Raw genomic sequence first — 15,282 nt, 5'->3', positions numbered from 1 at the left:
GGCACGGCTACGCCCCGTAGAACAGCGCCGCGTCCACGACCGGGACGGCTACGCCCCGTAGAACAGCTCCTCGACGACGGCCCTGGCACGGCGGGTGATCCGGCGGTAGTCGTCGACCATCTCGCCGACGTGGCCCGACTCGTACCCCAGGTACCGCCCCACCGCGGCGAGTTCGCGCGGCTCCGACGGGAAGGTGTCGCCGGGGCGGCCGCGGACCAGCATCACCGCGTTGCGCACGCGGGTGGCGAGGACCCAGGCCTCGTCGAGGGTCTGCGCCTCCTCCGTCGGGATCAGACCCGCCGCGTGGGCGGCGGCCAGGGCCTCGCGGGTACGGGTCGTCCGCAGGCCCGGTTCGGCCCAGCCGTGCCGCATCTGGAGCAGCTGCACCGTCCACTCGACGTCACTGAGGCCGCCGCGCCCGAGCTTGGCGTGGAGCGTCGGGTCGGCGCCGCGCGGCAGCCGCTCGGACTCCATCCGGGCCTTGAGGCGGCGGATCTCCCGGACCGCGTCCTCGCCGAGGCCTTCCGCCGGATAGCGCAGCGGGTCCACGAGCTCGATGAAGCGGTCCGCCAGATCCGGGTCCCCCGCCATCGGCGCGGCGCGCAGCAGCGCCTGGCTCTCCCAGACGAGCGACCAGCGGCGGTAGTAGGCCTCGTACGACTTCAGGCTGCGCACCAGGGGCCCGCTCTTGCCCTCCGGGCGCAGATCCGCGTCGATCAGCAACGGCGGGTCGGCCGTGGGAAGTTGGAGCAGCCGTCGCATCTCGGCGACCACCCGGTTCGCGGCCCGGGCCGCCTCCTGCTCGTCGACGCCCTCGCGCGGCTCGTGCACGAACAGCACGTCGGCGTCGGAGCCGTACCCGAGCTCGTGGCCGCCGAAGCGGCCCATGCCGATCACCGCGAACCGGGTCGGCAGCTCCTCGCCCCACTCGGCGCGCACGGCGGCCCGCAGGGCGCCCGCGATCGTCACCGCGTTGAGGTCGGTGACGGCCTCCCCCACCCGGTCCACGAGCGCGCCCGGGTCGGGCTCCCGGGGGCTGTCCTCGGTGCCGTACGAGCCGATGAGATCGGCCGCGGCGGTGCGGAACAGCTCCCTGCGGCGCACCCCGCGGGCCACCGCGACCGCCTGCTCGGCGCCGTCCGCGCGGCGCACCGCCGCCAGGACCTCCTGCTCCAGGTGGTCCCGGCCGCGCGGCTTCAGGCCCTCCGGGTCGCCGAGGATCGCGACGGCCTCGGGGGCGCGGAGCAGCAGGTCCGGGGCGAGGCGCCCGGCGGACAGGACCCGGGCGAGGTTCTCGGCGGCGGCGCCCTCGTCGCGGAGCAGCCGCAGGTACCAGGGGGTCTTGCCGAGGGCGTCGGAGACCTTGCGGAAGCCGAGGAGCCCGGCGTCCGGGTCGGCGGAGTCGGCGAACCAGCCGAGCAGCACCGGCAGCAGCGTCCGCTGGATCGCGGCCTTCCGGCTCACCCCGGAGGCCAGCGCCTCCAGATGGCGCAGGGCGGCGGCGGGGTCCGCGTACCCGAGCGCTTCGAGCCGCTGCCCGGCCGCCTTCGGGCTCAGCCGGATCTCGCCGGGGGCGAGCTGGGCGACCGCGTCGAGCAGCGGCCGGTAGAAGAGCTTCTCGTGCAGCCGCCGCACGACGGCGGCGTGCCGCTTCCACTCCTTGTTGAGCTCGGCGACCGGGTCGGTGCGCAGCCCCAGGGAGCGGCCGAGGCGGCGCAGGTCGGCCTCGTCCTCGGGGACGAGGTGGGTGCGGCGCAGCCGGTACAGCTGGATGCGGTGCTCCATGGCCCGCAGGAACCGGTACGCCTCGTCGAGCTGGGAGGCGTCGGCGCGGCCCACGTAGCCGCCGGCGGCCAGCGCGGCGAGCGCGTCGAGGGTGGTGCCGCTGTGCAGACCGGCGTCGCTGCGGCCGTGCACCAGCTGGAGGAGCTGGACGGCGAACTCGACGTCCCTGAGGCCGCCGGGGCCGAGCTTGAGCTCGCGCTCGACCTGGGCGGCGGGGATGTTGTCGACGACGCGGCGGCGCATCTTCTGCACGTCGGGGACGAAGTTCTCGCGCTCGGCGGCCTGCCAGACGAGCGGGGAGACGGCGTCGATGTACTGGGCGCCCAGCTCGGGGTCGCCGGCCACCGCGCGCGCCTTGAGCAGCGCCTGGAACTCCCAGGTCTTCGCCCACCGCTGGTAGTAGGCGAGGTGGGAGGAGAGGGTGCGCACGAGGGGGCCGTTGCGGCCCTCGGGGCGCAGATTGGCGTCGACCGGCCAGATGGTGCCCTCGACGGTGGTCTCCGAGCAGATCCGCATCAGATGGGAGGCGAGCCGGGTCGCGGCCTGGATCGCCTTGCCCTCATCGGCGCCCTCCGCCGGCTCCCCGACGAAGATCACGTCCACGTCGGAGACGTAGTTCAGCTCGTGGCCGCCGCACTTGCCCATCGCGATCACCGCGAGCCGGCACATGGCGGCGTCGGCCGGCGCGGCCGTACGGGCGATGGCGAGCGCGGCGCGCAGGGTCGCCGTCGCCAGGTCCGCGAGCTCGGCGGCGGCCTGGGCGACGTCGGTGGTGCCGCACACGTCACGGGCCGCTATGGCGAGGAGGCAGCGGCGGTAGGCGACCCGCAGCGACACCGGGTCGGTGGCCTCGGCGAGCCCCTGCTCGAACTCGGCGACCCCCGGGTGCAGGTCGACCGCCTCGTACGTGACGAGGGACTCCCAGTCGCGGGGGTGCCGGGCCAGGTGGTCGGCGAGCGCCTCGGAGGCGCCGAGCACCCCGAGGAGCCGGTCCCGGAACGGCTTCGCGGAGAGCAGCGTGGTGGTGAGGGTCTGTCGCTCCGTCTCCGCCTGCGCCTCGACGAGGCGCACCAGACCGCGCAGGGCGAGGTCGGGGTCGGCGGTGGCGCCGAGGGCGTCGAGGAGAACGGGGTCGCCGCGCAGCGCGGACAGCTCGGGCACGTCGAGGAGCCGTTCGGCCCCCGAGGGATCGGTGAACCCGTGCCGCAGCAGACGTGAGAACGTACTGCTCCTGCGTCCCGGCACCGTCATTCCGCCGCTCCCTCCGAGCAGGTCCAAGCAGGTCCAAACCCAGGGACGAACCCGGGGCATCGAGCGTATCCGCAGCGCGGGGCTCGGGCGTCCAGGCCTGCGGATCGTAGTGGATCACACGTGATGTCTCGCACATTGGTGGCTTTTCGGACTCGATGAACCGTATTCCTTGAAAGTTCGTCTTGCCTTCCGCGGGACCGCCCCGCTCGTTCGACCTCATGGGAAAGCACGCCACCGAGCCATGCCCGTCCGCCGCTTCCGCCGCCGCTCCCTCTCCCTCCCGTCCCGCCGCAGGACCGCCGCGACGGCGGTGACGGCCGCCCTGGTGGGCGGCGCCTTCGCCGGGCTCCTCACGGTGACGGGGACGCCGCAGGCGGCGGAGGACCCGACGCACGTGCCCACGAAGCCCCTGCCGACGACGGCACAGGGAAAGATCGGGAAGCCGGGGAAGCCGGGGCTCGGGAAGAGCGACAAGCCCGGGAAGACGGGGAAGCCGCCCCTCCGGGGCGCCGGTTCCCCGGCCTCCGTGATGCAGGTCGTGGCCCACCCGGACGACGACCTGTTCTTCATGAACCCGGACGTCTCCCAGTCCCTCCACTCCGGCAGCCCCCTCGCCGCCGTCTACCTCACCGCCGGCGAGTCCGACGGGGTGAACGCCCGTCCCCGCGACGCCAAGACCGCCGCGCCCGACAAGGCCGGCTACGCCGAGGCCCGGCAGAACGGCATACGCGCCGCCTACGCCGAGATGGCGACGGGCAGCCGGACCAGCCCCTGGGACCGGACCGCGATACCCACGGCCGGCGGCGGGTGGGCCGAACTGGACACCCTGCGCGCCCGGCCGCAGATCAAGCTGGTGTGGCTGCAGATACGCGAGGCCGGCGCCACCAACGGCGACCGGCCGCACAGCCTCCACGGCCTCTGGGACGGCCGGATCACCGCCCTCGGCTCCCAGCGCTCCGCCGGCACCCCCGTCACCTCCGACTTCGCCTACACGAAGGAGCAGGTCGTGGCCACGGTGACCGGACTCCTGGAGCGGTTCCGGCCGACCTTCGTCCGGATGCAGGACCCGAGCCCCGGCACGTACCCGAAGAGCGGGAAGCTCCGGGACCACCAGGACCACCTGTACGGGGCGCGGTTCGTGCAGACCGCGCTCGCCCGGTACGCGGAACTGCCCGGCCACCCCCACGTCGGCGTGCAGAACTACCTCGGCTACCCGACCAGCGTCCTGCCCCACACCCTCGACCCCGAGACCGCCGACGCGAAGCTGCGGACCCTGAAGACGTACGCCTGGCTGGACGGGGTCCACGACTGCGGCCCCGACGCCGGCTGCGGCGATCTGAAGGTGGCCGCGCGGCCCGCCGGGCGGGGCTGGACCCAGACCGTCCGCTACGCCCGGGGCACCTCCACCTCCTGGGTCCAGCGCGACCCGGACGGCGGGCTGCACGCCTTCTCCGTCCTCGACGGGCACCTCGCCGCCTGGCGGAAGCCGGCGGACGCCGTGGCCTGGCAGGGCCCGGAACTCCTGCCCGGCGCCGGCCTCGACAGCGGGATCACCTCCGTGACCCTGCCCGACGGCCGCATAGCCGTCTTCGGCACCCGCACCACGCTCGGCGGCGACGCGGCCGCCTACCGGCGCGAGGTGGTCACCACCGTCCAGACCGCGCCGGGCGCCGGCTTCGGCCCCTGGCTCTCGCTCGGCACGCCCGAGCGGAACGACGCCGAGGGCACCTCGGACATCAGCGCGCCCGCCGTGACCGTGGCCCCCGACGGCCGGGCCACCCTGGTCCTGCGCGACAGCCGCCACCGGCTGACGGCCCGTGAGCAGCGGCCCGACGGTGGCTGGGGCCCGTGGCGGTCCCTGGGCGGCACGGAGGTGTACGGCGACCCGGTGGCGGCGACGGACGCCGCCGGCCGGGGCCACGTCTTCGCCAGCACCCCGACCACCGTCCTCGCCTGGGCCGAGCGGAGCCCCGGCGGGCCGCTGACGGGGCCCGCGCCGACCGGGCTGCCGCCGACGACCCTGGCACTGAGCGCGAGCGCGGCGCCGAACGGCGACGGCGTACGCCTCTGGTTCCGCAAGCCGGCCTCCGGCGACCTGCGGAGCGCCGACTTCTCCGGTACGGGCCCGGTCTCCCCGGTCACGGAGCTGCCCGGCACCGGCGTCGCGGGCTTCGGCCCGGTGAGCGGCGGCGACGGCCTGCTCGCGGTCCGCTCCCGCACCGGCTTCCTGGCGACGGCCCCGCACGGCCGGGCCGGGGCGCGGCCGGTGTGGACGCTGGAGAAGTTCCTGTTCTCCGGCGCGCCGGACGCGGGGACGGACGGGGTGGCGGCGATCGGCCTGGACGGCCACCTGCACTGGACCCCGGCGAGCCGCTGACCCCCGTTGTGGGGGGTGCCGGTCAGAACCCCAGGTAGAAGTGGCGGAGTTGGTCGTCCTGGGCCACGCAGCGCATCCCCGCCGCCTCCATCACCCGGTGCGAGGCCGGGTTGTCCAGGTCGGCGTCGCCCTTCACCCCGGCGACGCCGGCCACCCGGGCCGTTTCGAGGAGCGCCCGCAGCGCCTCGGAGGCGTATCCGTTCCCCCGCACCGCGGGCGTCAGCCCGTACCCGATGGTCACGACGCCGAGTTCGTCCGGCGGCCCGTGGAACCCGATGCCGCCGACGGTGACGCCGTCGAGCCGTATCTCGTAGGGCCGGAACACCCCCGGGTCCCCCCGCTCGGCGAGTCCGCGCAGGAAGCCGGTGGCGGCCCGGACGTCCCCGTCCCCGGGGTACTCCGCTCCCCAGCGGTCCCCGTCCCCGGACTCCCGGGCGATGACGCGCTCGGCCTCGCCCTCGCCCAACGGATGCAACACGAGCCGCGCGGTGGCGACGGATTCGATCTTCACCGCGGCAGTCTGGACCACCCGCCGGGCCCGGGCAACGGGTTTAACCGCGCGCCGCCCAGCGCCGCGGCCCCGCCGCGCTTGCGGGACCGCGCCCCGGCGCGAAGCCCCCGCACGGCGGGGAACGCCCACCCCTACAGCACCGGCAGGTTCTTGCGGAGCTCGAAGGCGGTGACCTCGGAGCGGTACTCCTCCCACTCCTGCTTCTTGTTGCGGAGGAAGAAGTCGAAGACGTGCTCGCCCAGCGTCTCGGCGACCAGTTCGCTCTTCTCCATCAGGGCGATCGCCTCTCCCAGGTTCTGCGGGAGCGGCTCGATGCCCATCGCGCGGCGCTCCGAGTCGGAGAGGGCCCAGACGTCGTCGTCGGCACCGGCCGGGAGTTCGTAGCCCTCCTCGATGCCCTTGAGGCCGGCGGCGAGGAGGACCGCGTAGGTCAGGTAGGGGTTGGCGCCCGAGTCGATGGAGCGGACCTCGACGCGGGAGGAGCCCGTCTTGCCCGGCTTGTACATGGGGACGCGGATGAGCGCGGAGCGGTTGTTGTGGCCCCAGCAGATGTACGAGGGGGCCTCGCCGCCCGAGCCGGCGGTGCGGGAGGAGCCGCCCCAGATGCGCTTGTAGGAGTTGACCCACTGGTTGGTGACGGCGGAGGTCTCGCCCGCGTGGCGCAGGAGGCCCGCGATGAAGGAACGGCCGACCTTGGACAGCTGGTACTCGGCGCCCGACTCGTAGAAGGCGTTCCGGTCGCCCTCGAAGAGCGACAGGTGGGTGTGCATGCCCGAGCCGGGGTAGTCCGAGAACGGCTTCGGCATGAACGTGGCCTGCACGCCCTGCTCCAGGGCCACCTGCTTCATGACCAGGCGGAAGGTCATGATGTTGTCCGCGGTGGACAGGGCGTCGGCGTAGCGGAGGTCGATCTCCTGCTGGCCGGGCGCGCCCTCGTGGTGGGAGAACTCCACCGAGATGCCCATCGATTCGAGCATGGTGATGGCCTGGCGGCGGAAGTCCATGCCGACGTTCTGCGGGGTGTGGTCGAAGTAGCCCGAGTTGTCGGCCGGGGTGGGCCGGCTGCCGTCGAGCGGCTTGTCCTTCAGGAGGAAGAACTCGATCTCGGGGTGGGTGTAGAAGGTGAAGCCGAGGTCGGAGGTCTTGGCCAGGGCCCGCTTGAGGACGTAGCGCGGGTCGGCGAAGGAGGGCGAGCCGTCCGGCATGAGGATGTCGCAGAACATCCGGGCGGTGCCCGGGGCCTCGGCGCGCCACGGCAGGATCTGGAAGGTGCCCGGGTCCGGCTTGGCGATCATGTCCGACTCGTAGACGCGGGCGAAGCCCTCGATCGCGGAGCCGTCGAAGCCGATGCCCTCGTCGAAGGCCTGCTCCAGTTCGGCGGGCGCCACGGCCACCGACTTGAGGAATCCGAGCACGTCGGTGAACCACAGACGTACGAAGCGGATGTCGCGCTCCTCGAGCGTACGGAGCACGAATTCCTGCTGCTTGTCCATTTCCACACCCATCCTCGCTGGTCAGGCCGCCTGCTCCCACCGCCTCCGGTACATCGGGGGGCACCTGAGCATCCCACCACATGGTTTCGCGCACGTTGCACACCCATACTGCCTGCTCGGATGTGACTCGGGTAACGGGGGAACGGCCGGGTCGGGGTGCTTCCCCGCCCGTCCGGCACCCGCGCGTCGGTACCGGGTGGTACCCCGTTCGGCCCACGGAGGCCCTTCGCCCACTACGATCTGCGCCCATGGGGGCCACACGGCTCGTACGCCTGTCCCGACACGCGCGTCCCATGGCACTGGCGAGTGCCGTGGCGACGCTCCTCGCCGCGCTCTTCCTCTGCCAGGGGACGGTGCCGGAGCGGCACGGCGCCCCTCATGCGGCGGGTCCGCGGACGGTCACGGCCGCCGCCACCGGCGAGTACGTCTGCCCGTACGACCGCGGCGGCTGCTCCCTCTTCCCCTCGCTCTCCCCCGCGGTGCTCAGCGCGCCCCCGCTCGACGCCCCGCCGCACGCGGACGGCGGGCCGCCGCGTCTCGCGCCGCCCTCCGGTGACGGGTCGTCGCGCCGCTCGGACGCCCGGCCGCGCGCGCCGGACCTGCACGTCCTTCAAGTTCTCCGGACGTAGCGGCGACGGGCGCCCCGCCTCCGCGGCGGGTCCCGCCCCGCACGTCCACCCCCGAACTCCACCCCACTCCCGAAGAAGGACGACATCACCATGGCCGCCAATCGCTCCGCCACCGCCGACCGCCGCGCCCGAATAGAGGAGATGCGCCGCGCCGAGCAGGCCCGTGAGCGCCGCAACCGCTTCGTCACCATCGGCGTCTCCGCCGTCGTCGTGCTGGGCCTCGTCGGCTTCGGCACCTTCGTGCTGATGAAGAAGTCCGACGAGCAGGACGCCAAGGACGCCGCCGCGAAGGCCCCCATCGCGGCCGAGAAGTCCTGGGACCCGAAGAAGCTCGGCCGCAACCACGTGAACACGGCCGTCAAGTACGACATGAAGCCGCCGGTGGGCGGCGACCACAACCCGGTCTGGCAGAACTGCGACGGCGTGGTCTACACGAAGAAGATCGCCGACGTGAACGCCGTGCACTCGCTTGAGCACGGGGCCGTCTGGGTGACGTACAACAAGTCGGCCTCCCAGGCCGACGTGAAGAAGCTGGCCGACAAGGTCGGCAAGACCAAGTACTCGCTGATGAGCCCCGTGGACGACCAGGCCGGGGCGATCATGCTGTCCGCCTGGGGCAAGCAGGTGACCGTGGACGGCGCGGACGACCCGCGCGTCGACGCCTTCTTCACGAAGTACGTCCAGGGCCCGCAGACCCCGGAGCCGGGCGCGGCCTGCACGGGCGGGATCGGCGCGGACGGTCAGGGCGGTACGGGGATGGGCCAGTGAGGCTCGACCGTACGCAGGGGGCGGCGGTCGCCGCCGTCGCCCTCGCGCTGCTGTTCGCCGGGGGCGCGGTGACCGTCGCCTCCGCCGACCGTGACGAGGCGCCGGGCACCCCGGTCTCCTCGTCCGCGGACGCCGGCTTCGCCCGGGACATGGCCGTCCATCACCAGCAGGCCGTCGAGATGTCGTTCATCGTCCGGGACCGGACGAAGGACGAGGAGGTCCGGCGGCTCGCGTACGACATCGCCAACACCCAGGCCAACCAGCGGGGCATGATGCTCGGCTGGCTCGACCTGTGGGGGCTGCCCAAGAACGAGTCCGGTGTCGAGCCGATGGCCTGGATGGGCATGGGCGGCATGAGCGGCGCGGGCGACCTGGACGGGGCCCTGATGCCGGGCATGGCGACCAACGCGCAGCTGGACGAGTTGCGCAGGGCCAGTGGCCGGGACGCCGAGGTCCTGTACCTGGAGCTCATGACCGCGCACCACAAGGGCGGGGTCCACATGGCCGAGGGCTGTGTGCAGAAGTGCGGTGTGGAGATCGAGCGGAACCTCGCGCAGGGCATGGTCGACGCGCAGACGTCCGAGATCGCGCTGATGGCGGACATGCTGAAGAAGCGCGGGGCCTGATCCCCGCCGGACCCGGCACACGGCCCCCGCGACCCGCTGCGGTCGCGGGGGCCGCGCCGTCCGCCCACAATGGGTGGGGCTCGGGGACTTCGTACGGCGACGTTCGACGAAAGGTACGCACCCCATGACCACGGCGAAGGACATCATGCATTCCGGGGCCCAGTGGATCCCGGCACACGAGACGCTCGACCGTGCCGCGCAGATGATGCGCGACCACAACGTGGGCTCGCTGCCCATCGCCGACGAGAACGAACGGCTCTGCGGCATCATCACGGACCGCGACATCGTGGTCGGCTGTGTGGCCGAGGGCCACGACCCGTCGAGGATCACCTGCGGCGAGATGGCGAAGGGCACCCCGCGCTGGGTCGAGTCGGACGCGGACGTGGACGTCGTCCTGGAGGAGATGCAGAGCCACCAGATCCGGCGGCTGCCGGTCATCGAGGACAAGCGGCTCGTCGGCATGATCAGCGAGGCCGATCTGGCCCAGCACCTGTCGGACGAGCAGATCAAGGCGTTCGTCTCGAGCGTCTACGCCGGTTCCTGACCGCTTCCCGCCCCGCTTCGAGCCACCGCCCGGACCTTCGTGTCCGGGCGGTGGCGCTCGGGGGCCTGGGCGCCGCCGGAGGCTCCCGGTGGTGCGGGGCCGGATGCGGTTCCGTGTTCCGTCCTCGTTCCGTCCTCAGGACATAGCGTCGGTCTGACGATTACACTGGGCGGGTGCCTCAACTACGCCTCGCCCTGAATCAGATCGACTCGACCGTCGGAGACATCGCCGGGAACGCCGAGGCGATCGTGCACTGGACCCGGCACGCCGCCGGACAGGGCGCGCATCTCGTCGCGTTCCCCGAGATGGCGCTGACCGGATACCCCGTCGAGGACCTCGCCCTGCGTTCCTCCTTCGTCGAGGCGTCCCGGACGGCCCTGCGCGGGCTTGCCCGGCGTCTCGCGGACGAGGGGTTCGGGGAGCTGCCGGTCGTCGTCGGCTACCTCGACCGCTCCGAGCGGGCCGAGCCGCGGCTCGGCCGGCCGGCCGGTTCGCCGGAGAACGCCGCGGCCGTGCTGTACGGCGGCGAGGTGGTGCTGCGCTTCGCCAAGCACCACCTGCCGAACTACGGCGTCTTCGACGAGTACCGCTACTTCGTGCAGGGCGACACCCTGCCGGTCGTCCGCGTCCACGGCGTCGACGTGGCGCTGGCGATCTGCGAGGACCTCTGGCAGGAGGGGGGCCGGGTCCCGGCGGCGCGCAGCGCCCGGGCGGGGCTGCTGCTTTCGGTCAACGCCTCGCCGTACGAGCGGGACAAGGACGACACCCGGCTCGAACTGGTCCGCAAGCGGGCCCAGGAGGCGGGGTGCGTCACCGCGTACCTGGCCATGATGGGCGGTCAGGACGAGCTGGTCTTCGACGGCGACTCGATCGTCGTGGACGCGGCCGGCGAAGTCGTCGCGCGTGCCCCGCAGTTCGTGGAGGGCAGCGTGGTCCTCGACCTGGAGCTGCCGGCGGCGGAGCCCGAGGCTCCGGAGGGCCTGGTGGACGACGGGCTGCGGATCGACCGGGTGGTGCTGTCGGAGGAGCCGCTGCCGGCGTACGAGCCGGAGCTGCTGGGCGGCTACGCGCACCGGCTCGACGACGACGAGGAGATCTACTCGGCGCTGGTGATCGGTCTGCGGGCGTACGTCGCGAAGAACGGTTTCCGCTCGGTGCTCGTCGGGCTCTCCGGCGGCATCGACTCGGCGCTCGTCGCGGCGATCGCCTGCGACGCGCTCGGCGCGGACAACGTGTACGGGGTGTCGATGCCCTCGAAGTACTCCTCCGACCACTCGCGCGGCGACGCGGCCGAGCTGGCCCGCCGGACCGGGCTGCACTTCCGCACCGTGTCGATCGAGCCGATGTTCGACGCGTACATGGGCGCGCTCGGGCTCACCGGTCTCGCCGAGGAGAACCTCCAGTCGCGGCTGCGCGGCACGATGCTGATGGCGCTCTCCAACCAGGAGGGGCACATCGTCCTCGCGCCCGGCAACAAGTCGGAGCTGGCGGTGGGCTACTCGACGCTGTACGGCGACTCCGTCGGCGCGTTCGGCCCCATCAAGGACGTCTACAAGTCGACCGTCTTCCGCCTCGCCCGCTGGCGGAACCGGGCGGCCGAGGACCGGGGCCAGACCCCGCCGATCCCGGAGAGCTCGATCACCAAGCCGCCCAGCGCCGAGCTGCGCCCCGGCCAGGTCGACACGGACTCGCTGCCGGACTACGAGGTCCTGGACGCGGTCCTCTCGCTGTACGTGGACCAGGACCAGGGCCGGGACGCCATCGTGGCGGCCGGGTTCGACGAGGAGCTGGTGACGCGGACGCTGCGGATGGTGGACCGGGCCGAGTACAAGCGGCGCCAGTACCCGCCGGGCACCAAGATCTCGGCGAAGGGCTTCGGCAAGGACCGGCGGCTGCCGATCACGAACCGCTGGCGGGAGACGCCGCTTCGGTGACCCGCTCGTCCCCGAGGGGGCTTCCCGCGACGACGCGGGAGGCCCCCTTCCCCGTACCGGACCGGTCGAGGAGGCCCGCCACGGCCGCGATCAGCAGGCCGGCGGCGGTGAGGCCCGCGCCGACGAGGGCCGGGGAGGTCCAGCCCCAGCCGGCGGCGACGGCGGCCCCGCCGGCCCAGGCGCCGCCCGCGTTGGCGAGGTTGAAGGCGGAGTGGTTGGAGGCGGAGGCGAGCGTCGGGGCGTCCTTCGCCTTGTTCATGACCAGCATCTGGAGCGGGGTGGTCGTCATGAAGCCGACCGCGCCGAGCACGACGACCGTGACGAGCGCCAGCCAGGGCACGTGGACGGTGAAGCGGAAGGCGACCAGGGCGAGGACGAGGGCCGCGAGCGAGCCGTACAGCGTGGGGCGCAGCGCCCGGTCGGTCAGCGGCCCGGCGGCGAGCGCCCCGCCGGTCATGCCGAGGCCGAAGAGGGCGAGGACGATCGTGACGGTGGAGTCGCCGAAGCCCATCACCTCGGTCGTCATCGAGGCGAGGTACGAGTAGACGGCGAAGACCCCCGCGAAGCCGAAGACGGCCGTGAGCAGGCCGAGCAGCACCTGAGGCCTGCCGAGGGCGCGCACCTCGCGGCCGAGGCCCTGCCGCCCGTCCACCGGGACGTGCGGGACGAGGCGGGCGAGCGCGGCCATGGCGAGCAGGCCGATCGCGGAGACCACGAGGAAAGTGGCCCGCCAGCCGAGGTGCTGGCCGAGCAGGGTCGCGGCCGGTACGCCGAGGATGTTGGCGACGGTGAGGCCGAGGAACATCGTGGCGACCGCCCGCGCCTGCCGGTCCTCGCGCACGAGCCGGGCGGCGACGACCGCGCCGAGGCCGAAGAACGCGCCGTGCGGGAGCCCGGCGAGGACCCGGCCGGCGACGAGCCAGCCGAAGCCGGGGGCGAGCGCGGAGGCGAGGTTGCCGACGGTGAAGAGGGCCATCAGCAGGAGCAGCATCCGCTTGCGCGGGACGCGCGAGCCGAGCGCCGTGAGGAGCGGGGCGCCGACGACCACTCCGATCGCGTACGCCGAGACGAGGTGTCCGGCGGTGGGGACGGAGGTGCCGAGGTCGTCGGCGACCTGCGGGAGCAGGCCCATCATCACGAATTCGGTGGTGCCGATGCCGAAGGCGGAGACGGCGAGCGCGAGCAGCGCCAGGGGCATGGGAAGAGCCTTTCCGAGAATTAGTTCTTCGACGAAACAAATCGTCTCAGACGTTTTCTTCCCGGTGGCTTCCGGCGGATGAAGGAACGGTTTCAGAGCTCCACGCGGGCGGCGACCGGAAGGTGGTCGCTCATCGTCTCCGGCAGCGCCCAGGACTTCATCGGCTCCACGCCCTTGACCATGATCTGGTCGATCCGGGCCATCGGGAACGAGGCCGGCCAGCTGAAGCCGAAGCCGTCGCCCGCCGCGCCCTGGGTGGAGCGCAGCTGCGAGGTGACGGCGTTGAGGGCGCGGTCGTTCATGGTGCCGTTGAGGTCGCCGAGGAGGACGATCCGCTCGTGCCGGTCGTCGGCGATGGCCTCGCCGAGGGCGTTGGCGCTGGTGTCGCGCTGGTTGGCGGTGAAGCCGGCGTTCAGCTTGACCCGGACGGACGGGAGGTGGGCGACGTACACGGCCACCTCGCCCTTCGGCGTGACGACCGAGGCGCGCATGGCGCGGGTCCAGCCCATGTGGATGTCGACGGGCTGCGCGGCCTGCAGCGGCAGCTTGCTCCAGAGGCCGACCGTGCCCTGGACGGAGTGGTACGGGTAGGTCTCGGCGAGGCCCTTCTCGTAGACCGGGACCATGTCGCCCTTCAGCTCCTCCAGGGCGAGCACGTCGGCGCCGGAGGCGGCGAGGAGACGGGCCGTGCCCTCGGGGTCGGGGTTGTCGGCGTTCACGTTGTGGGTGGCGACGGTCAGGTCGCCGCCCGGGGCCGACTTGTCGGCGACGAGGCCGCCGAAGAGGTTGAGCCACACCACGGCCGGCAGCAGCAGGGCGATCAGCGCGGTCGCGGAGCGGCGCACGAGGGCGAGCACCAGCAGGAGCGGCACGAAGACGCCCAGCCAGGGCAGGAAGGTCTCGGTGAGGCTGCCCAGGTTGCCGATCCGGTTGGGGATGTCGGAGTGGAACACCATGAGCAGCGTGAGCGCCACGGCGGTCAGGGCGAGCAGGATGCCCCGCCGCCAGATCCCGCGGTCGCGGCGGAGGCCGTCGAGCGCGGCCCGGAACCGGGACCGGGGACGCTCGCTCCCCGCGCCGCCGTGATCGGTCTCCGTCATGTCCACCCGCGCCATCGCACTGTCCTCACTGCCTTGCCGTCGTGCTGTCCCGCTCCGTGACCCGGCATCGACACTAGGCGATGACGGGTCCGTCGTACTCACCCAGGGACGACAGCGGCGCGTGGCGGGTTCCTGCAGGTGGCGTGGGCGGGGAGGCTGTGACAGAACGCGCACATTCGTACGGGTCGGGGCGGTGGTGCGGGGTTCTGTCAGGGGCGGGGGCGCAGACCCGCCATGACGGCGTCGACGACCTGCTCGGCGAGCCCCGGCTCCAGGGTGGAGCCGGGCCGGATGACGGTGCGCAGGAGCAGGGGCCCGATGAAGAGGTCGTTCACGAACTCGGCGTCGAGGTCGTCGCGGATCTCCCCCAGCTCCATGCCGCGCCGCACCGTGGCCATGCCGAGGCGGCGGCGCGGTTCGATGACGGTGTTCTGGTAGGCCTCCCACAGCTTGGGATAGGCCTGCATCTGCGAGAAGACGTTGTGGAGCAGGGCGGAGGACCGCTTGGCGAGGCCGCGCTGTCGCAGCATCTCCAGGAGCATCACGAGGTCGTCCCGGACGGAGGTGCCGGCGAGCACCGGGTCCTGGGGCTCCACGGAGCGGAGCAGCTCCACGAAGAGCTCCTCCTTGCCGGGCCAGCGGCGGTAGATGGTGGCCTTGCCGACTCCGGCGGTGCGGGCGATCCGCTCGATGGACAGCTCGGTGAGCGGGACGCCCTCCTCCAGGAGGCCGACGACCGCGTCGAAGATGGCCTGTTCGACCGCCTCGGACCGCGGCCGCCCCCGCCGGGTCGCCTCCGGCGCGGGTGCGTTGTCCTGGGGGTCGGGGTTCCCGCTGTCCTGCAGGGACACGTGCGCTCCGTCTCTCGTCGGGTACTGCCTGTCGCCCCCCGATTCTCCCCCGCGCCCCCCGCCCCCCGTTGTGGGCAATCGTTCCGCTGGGGCGGAACGGGTGGGCACAACGGGACGGCGCCCTTGCCGGTGCCCGAGGCTCCCGCGCCCTGACCCGCACCGGGTTGTGCGCCGCCGCTGGGGTGCGGGTCAAGGCCCGGAACGCGGAGGCGCCG

12 protein-coding genes are annotated in these 15,282 nt (G+C 73.0%); 6 read left to right on the top strand and 6 right to left on the bottom strand.

What is annotated here, in order from left to right; genetic code table 11:
- Nucleotides 1-48 precede the first annotated feature (48 nt).
- The gene (locus tag ABZ318_RS28795; protein ID WP_356905375.1) at nt 49-3,036 is read right to left on the bottom strand and encodes a bifunctional [glutamine synthetase] adenylyltransferase/[glutamine synthetase]-adenylyl-L-tyrosine phosphorylase; all 2,988 of its coding nucleotides are present in this window, start codon (nt 3,034-3,036) and stop codon (nt 49-51) included.
- A gap of 241 nt (nt 3,037-3,277) precedes the next feature.
- Between ABZ318_RS28795 and ABZ318_RS28790 the strand changes: the two genes are divergently transcribed.
- Nucleotides 3,278-5,413, top strand: coding sequence for a PIG-L family deacetylase (locus tag ABZ318_RS28790; RefSeq protein WP_356905374.1), 2,136 nt, complete (start codon nt 3,278-3,280; stop codon nt 5,411-5,413).
- A gap of 22 nt (nt 5,414-5,435) precedes the next feature.
- Here ABZ318_RS28790 and ABZ318_RS28785 read toward each other — a convergent pair whose 3' ends face one another.
- Together ABZ318_RS28785 and ABZ318_RS28780 are read right to left on the bottom strand one after the other, a co-directional pair.
- Nucleotides 5,436-5,924, bottom strand: coding sequence for a GNAT family N-acetyltransferase (locus ABZ318_RS28785; protein WP_356905373.1), 489 nt, complete (start codon nt 5,922-5,924; stop codon nt 5,436-5,438).
- Between the two features lie 131 nt (nt 5,925-6,055).
- A complete protein-coding gene (locus ABZ318_RS28780; RefSeq protein WP_030688360.1) occupies nt 6,056-7,417 on the bottom strand; it encodes a glutamine synthetase family protein in 1,362 nt (453 codons plus the stop codon).
- Nucleotides 7,418-7,710: 293 nt separating this feature from the next.
- Here ABZ318_RS28780 and ABZ318_RS28775 point away from each other — a divergent pair, with 293 nt between their 5' ends.
- From ABZ318_RS28775 to ABZ318_RS28755, 5 genes are all read left to right on the top strand, one after another.
- Nucleotides 7,711-8,046, top strand: a complete 336-nt coding sequence (locus ABZ318_RS28775; protein ID WP_356905372.1) for a hypothetical protein — start codon at nt 7,711-7,713, stop codon at nt 8,044-8,046.
- A gap of 90 nt (nt 8,047-8,136) precedes the next feature.
- Nucleotides 8,137-8,814, top strand: a complete 678-nt coding sequence (locus ABZ318_RS28770; protein WP_356905371.1) for a DUF3105 domain-containing protein — start codon at nt 8,137-8,139, stop codon at nt 8,812-8,814.
- Nucleotides 8,811-9,440, top strand: a complete 630-nt coding sequence (locus ABZ318_RS28765; protein ID WP_356905370.1) for a DUF305 domain-containing protein — start codon at nt 8,811-8,813, stop codon at nt 9,438-9,440. Before ABZ318_RS28770 ends, ABZ318_RS28765 begins: the two co-directional genes overlap by 4 nt.
- Before the next feature lie 124 nt (nt 9,441-9,564).
- Complete coding sequence (locus ABZ318_RS28760) at nt 9,565-9,984, top strand: CBS domain-containing protein (protein WP_356905369.1); 420 nt, start codon at nt 9,565-9,567, stop codon at nt 9,982-9,984.
- Between the two features lie 173 nt (nt 9,985-10,157).
- On the top strand, nt 10,158-11,918 hold the full coding sequence (locus tag ABZ318_RS28755) for an NAD+ synthase (RefSeq protein ID WP_356905368.1): 1,761 nt from the start codon (nt 10,158-10,160) through the stop codon (nt 11,916-11,918).
- Here ABZ318_RS28755 and ABZ318_RS28750 read toward each other — a convergent pair.
- From ABZ318_RS28750 to ABZ318_RS28740, 3 genes are all read right to left on the bottom strand, one after another.
- On the bottom strand, nt 11,884-13,116 hold the full coding sequence (locus tag ABZ318_RS28750) for an MFS transporter (RefSeq protein WP_356905367.1): 1,233 nt from the start codon (nt 13,114-13,116) through the stop codon (nt 11,884-11,886). The genes ABZ318_RS28755 and ABZ318_RS28750 overlap by 35 nt on opposite strands.
- A gap of 92 nt (nt 13,117-13,208) precedes the next feature.
- Nucleotides 13,209-14,231, bottom strand: coding sequence for an endonuclease/exonuclease/phosphatase family protein (locus tag ABZ318_RS28745; RefSeq protein ID WP_356905366.1), 1,023 nt, complete (start codon nt 14,229-14,231; stop codon nt 13,209-13,211).
- 194 nt (nt 14,232-14,425) lie between these two features.
- Nucleotides 14,426-15,061 (bottom strand): TetR/AcrR family transcriptional regulator, encoded by a 636-nt coding sequence (locus ABZ318_RS28740; protein WP_356905387.1) that lies wholly within the window; start codon nt 15,059-15,061, stop codon nt 14,426-14,428.
- Nucleotides 15,062-15,282: the final 221 nt, after the last annotated feature.

Origin of the sequence: Streptomyces sp. NPDC006197, from assembly GCF_040613865.1 — a bacterium.
Classification (GTDB): Bacteria; Actinomycetota; Actinomycetes; order Streptomycetales; family Streptomycetaceae; genus Streptomyces.
The sequence above is the reverse complement of the archived record's forward strand: the minus strand, read 5'-3'. Positions and strand labels throughout refer to the sequence as shown.